2 protein-coding genes are annotated in these 4,536 nt (G+C 57.1%); both read left to right on the top strand.

Annotation, left to right across the window (positions count from 1 at the left end):
- Positions 1-570 precede the first annotated feature (570 nt).
- Positions 571-1,860, top strand: a complete 1,290-nt coding sequence (locus HMPREF2559_RS09295) for an adenylosuccinate synthase (protein WP_066488946.1) — start codon at positions 571-573, stop codon at positions 1,858-1,860.
- 601 nt (positions 1,861-2,461) lie between these two features.
- On the top strand, positions 2,462-4,536 hold a 2,075-nt coding region (locus HMPREF2559_RS09300), incomplete at its 3' end, for a Rib/alpha-like domain-containing protein (RefSeq protein WP_305763981.1).

Below are 4,536 nucleotides of genomic sequence, written 5' to 3' on the forward strand. Positions count from 1 at the left end.
GGAGAGCTTGCGCTCTCGCGGGCCAGATTACAGAAAAATAGATGGGTAAGGCGCACGGTCATGTCGACCCCTGCGACCAACTGCCGCCATGGAGCAGCGACCATTTCGATGGATAACCCGGCTGACCGCGCGGCCATCGCTAAGATTCTTGAGCTTGTTGTTTGGACGGAGTCTGAAGATGGGCGCAAGAAATGTGGAATGTCCTCGGCGATGGTTGTGACTAGACATCTGCCGCGCCGCCTAGGCCGTGGGTTCTATAGCTTGGCAGAGCGGCTTTACCTTCTTCCACCTGGCGCAAACGCGCAACAGTGAGAACAGATGTGGTGGGCTGAGGTTGCCAAGCTTGAGAACTTTTATGGGCCCGCCGGCGACGGTAGTCGCTGCCTGGTTCTCGCTGGGACGCGTAATTACACCCACATAATCGCGTCCAGGTAATGAAAACTATTGTGCGACCGGGTACGATAGGGCAGTATTTTGATCGTAGCGGCTGCGGTCGGCCGTCGAGAGACGGCACGATAAACGCAACCCACGCAATCGGCCCATCAGGGCTAGGGAAGTGAACGAAGCAACATGGCAGCTATCGTGATTGTCGGCGCCCAGTGGGGCGACGAGGGCAAGGGCAAGGCCACCGATATCCTGGGTGGCCGCGTGGACTACGTGGTCAAGCCCAACGGCGGTAACAATGCGGGCCACACCGTGGTCGTCGGCGGCGAGAAGTATGAGCTCAAGCTCCTTCCGGCCGGCATCCTCTCCGAGAACGCCACCCCGGTCCTGGGCAACGGCACGGTTATCAACCTTGAGGCCCTCTTCGACGAGATCGACGGCCTTGAGGCCCGCGGCGCAAATGCTTCTCGTCTGCGCATCTCCGCCAACGCGCACCTCGTTGCGCCGTACCACCAGACGCTCGACCGCGTGCAGGAGCGCTTCCTGGGCAAGCGCGCCATTGGCACCACCGGCCGCGGCATTGGCCCGACGTACGCTGACAAGGTTGCTCGCATCGGCCTGCGCGTCCAGGACGTCTTCGATGAGTCCATCCTGCGCCAGAAGATCGAGTCTGCGCTCGACATCAAGAACCAGATGCTGGTGAAGATGTACAACCGCAAGGCCATCGACGCTGACCAGATCGCGGAGTACTTCCTGCAGTACGCGGACCGCCTGCGCCCCATGGTCATCGACGCGGAGCTTGAGCTCAACAAGGCGATGGACGAGGGCAAGCACATCCTCATGGAGGGCGGCCAGGCCACCATGCTCGACGTGGACCACGGCACCTACCCGTTCGTGACCTCCTCCAACCCGACCGCCGGTGGCGCGTCCGTGGGCTCCGGCATCGGTCCGACTCGCATCACGCACGCCCTGGGCATCATCAAGGCTTACACTACCCGCGTCGGTGCCGGCCCGTTCCCCACGGAGCTGCACGATAAGTGGGGCGAGTACCTGCAGACCACCGGCGGCGAGGTGGGCGTCAACACCGGCCGCAAGCGCCGCTGCGGGTGGTACGACTCCGTCGTCGCACGCTACGCCACCCGCGTCAATGGCTTCACGGACTACTTCCTCACCAAGCTCGACGTGCTCACCGGCATCGGTGAGATCCCGATCTGCGTGGCCTACGACGTCGACGGCAAGCGCTTCGACGAGATGCCCATGACCCAGTCTGACTTCCACCACGCCGTCCCGATCTACGAGACCATGCCGGCCTGGGATGAGGACATCACCGACTGCACGACCTTCGAAGAGCTCCCGCAGAAGGCTCAGGACTACGTCCTGCGCCTTGAGGAGCTTTCCGGCGCCCGCTTCTCCTACATCGGCGTCGGCCCCGGCCGCGACCAGACCATCGTGCGCCACGACATCCTGGCGGACTAACCTCAGCTTTCCGATGCCCTCGTCGCCCCGCGTTTCTGCGGGCGCGGCGGGGGATTTTGCATGCCTTCAGGTTTCCGATTGCTGAGATAAACCTTAGAGAAAATCGGCCTGAGTGTGTCACACGGGTATTTTCCCCCGAAAATAGAACACTTCAACGCCGTGCGGGGGTTAGGTGGGGAAGTTTCAAAAAGGTCCGTGTTCACAACAGTTGCCTCTTTGGCGGTTATATTTTTCAACAACAATCACCAACTAGACCAAAGGGTAAAAGGCCTCTGGCATGGAATCCTCAGATACTATCTAATATGTGGGCAATATCACAATTAAGTGCTCTCTCGGCAGTGGTACCTTGTGAGCTGGCCTTTCTCTCAATAACTGCGCATAAAAGCTGTAATTTCACGCGGAATCCATTGGCTGGATGTGGGGGGTAGTGGTGGAACCTGTGAATCCACCTTAGGATTGTTTCTAGGTATTTCGTGAGAGTTTCTAAGTGCTTATCTTAGGGACACTGCCGCTCTCTTGCTGGTATCGAAATTCCACTTGGATTATCCGCCGTCCTACTTCGCTCGCGGTGATCTAGGTTCCCCTATTCGTCTTTCTAGGAATGGATTTTCTGTTGAAGTTTAATTTTGATGCTTCCCAGGCTCCGCGCAGTACGTCTGCGTTGGCTCTCCAGGGTCTCGGCTTCAAGGGCCGTATGCGTAATCTCATCGCTGGCGGTGCTGCTTTCGCCATCGCCGCGACCGGTACGGTTGTTGTACCGAACATGATTGATACCGTGCCTGCTGCTGTTGCACAGGATGCTGCTACTGATGCAGCTAACAACACCCCTGCAGATATGCCGGGTTCTTCTGAAGCCACGGCCATTCGTGCTGACGGTGTCTGGGGTCAGAAGCAGGGGTACCAGGGTGAGGTCTTTAAGCAGTACGGTGGCGGTCTTGATGCCCGCAACGGCGACGATGTCCTCATGCCAGGTGTGAAGGTCTTCCTGCAGTGGATCAATGGACAGGGCGTCGTTTCGCCGGTGTACTACACGGTGTCTGATTCTGAGGGCAAGTTTGTCTTTGACCTTTCCAAGCCGGTGAAGGACGCTAATGGCGGAGAGTACGGGTTTGACCTTGCAGGAGACAGTAAGTTTCAGCTTCGTACGTGGGCTGAGAATCCCGACCCGGCGCGCCTTATGCAGGTTAAGACCGGTGACATGATGGCTGGCCGTTTCCACGGCAGACTTTCTCGTAAGAATGAGTCTTGGGACTTCACTGCCGGCATTAACCGCGTCGTCAACAGCATGGTTGTCTTCGAGGAGAAGCCGAACGTTGACGGTTGGCTTGCTAAGCCGGAGGCACAGCGAACCGAAGCCGGTAAAAACACCGGTAAATACGGTACTGTTCGCGGTAACGTCTGGTGGGAAAACCGCGAGGCTGGCGGAACGCTGGCCAACCAGTACTACAAGGACACAGAGTTCAACGACCGCGCGGCCACGGATACGAAGGTTGTTGGGTCTTACGTAAATGATGAGGTCGCCCGTCAGTTTGACGCTTGGAAGGATGCCAATGCTGGCTTCACTCCTGACGAGTTTGCGTCAGCTCAGAAGCAGATTGTCGCTGACTACGAGGCGGAAAACGGTGCTGGGTCCGCTATCGCAGAATCGGTTGTTGCAACTGTGGCTTCGAACGGCGACTACTACATTCCATTCAATGGCCTGTATGGCGTGTCTCGCGATAAGCAAAACTCCGGAGCCTCCATTTCCCACACGATCTCTGATGAGGAATACGGTACCGTTGTGCCGGACTCGGACGTTGATCATGGCAGCCTGATGAAGTGGAATGGCACGGTCGGCCAAAAGCATCGCCACATCAACTCGGATTACTTGTACGTGTACCCTGTGATCGAGGGCGACCGCGATGTGTGGATGAACTCGTTCCAGAACAATATGTTCCAGTCGCCTGAGCTTGCTACCGCTGTTAACGCACTGGAATCCTACAATATTTCGAACGTCAAATTCGCTGTGTTCACTGCAAATCCGATGCATGACATCACGAACTATGATCTGTCGAGTCGGATTGCGGGTCCGGGAGACACTGCGGTCAACACGACTACTGGACTGAACCCGTTCAATGACTACGTTATCCAGTGGTACGCAGATGGCGTTGCTATTGGCGGTGCTTCGAAGACAGTAAAGGCCAACGAATCAGGCACGCTCGAGTCAGTTCCGTTCACGGTTCCGGAGGACCTTGCAAAGGCAACTGTCTATTCGTCGCAGGTTTTTGCTGCTGATGCTTCTGGTAAAGCAACTGGTACCGTGCTTCTCGCGGACTCTTTCCTGGCTGATCCGGCATACATCGATTACCCAACGGTCACGGGAACCGCAGGTTTGAAGGCTCTCACTTCGACTCCCAAATTCGATAATCCGAACACGGATAAGACTGAGACGATTCCGCAAGGTGCTAAGTTCGCCTTCTCGGATCCTGCGGCAGCAGAGAAGCTCGGCGTTACGATCGACCCGGATACGGGCGTAATCACTTGGCCTAAAGATAAACAGGTTAAGGGCGAGACGCAGGTTGCGGTCACCGCAACTTGGACGATTCCTGGCACGGATACCGTCGTGAATCGCACAGTGAACGCCGATTTCAACTTGAAGCCCACGACGGATTCTGTGGATCCGAAGTATGCGGATGA

It is taken from the genome of Corynebacterium sp. HMSC072G08 (genome assembly GCF_001809185.1).
In the GTDB taxonomy this organism is placed as follows: domain Bacteria; phylum Actinomycetota; class Actinomycetes; order Mycobacteriales; family Mycobacteriaceae; genus Corynebacterium; species Corynebacterium phoceense.

Excerpts from the sequence above, each read along its gene's own strand:
- HMPREF2559_RS09295 (WP_066488946.1), top strand. The coding sequence starts at position 571 with ATGGCAGCTATCGTGATTGTCGGCGCCCAGTGGGGCGACGAGGGCAAG.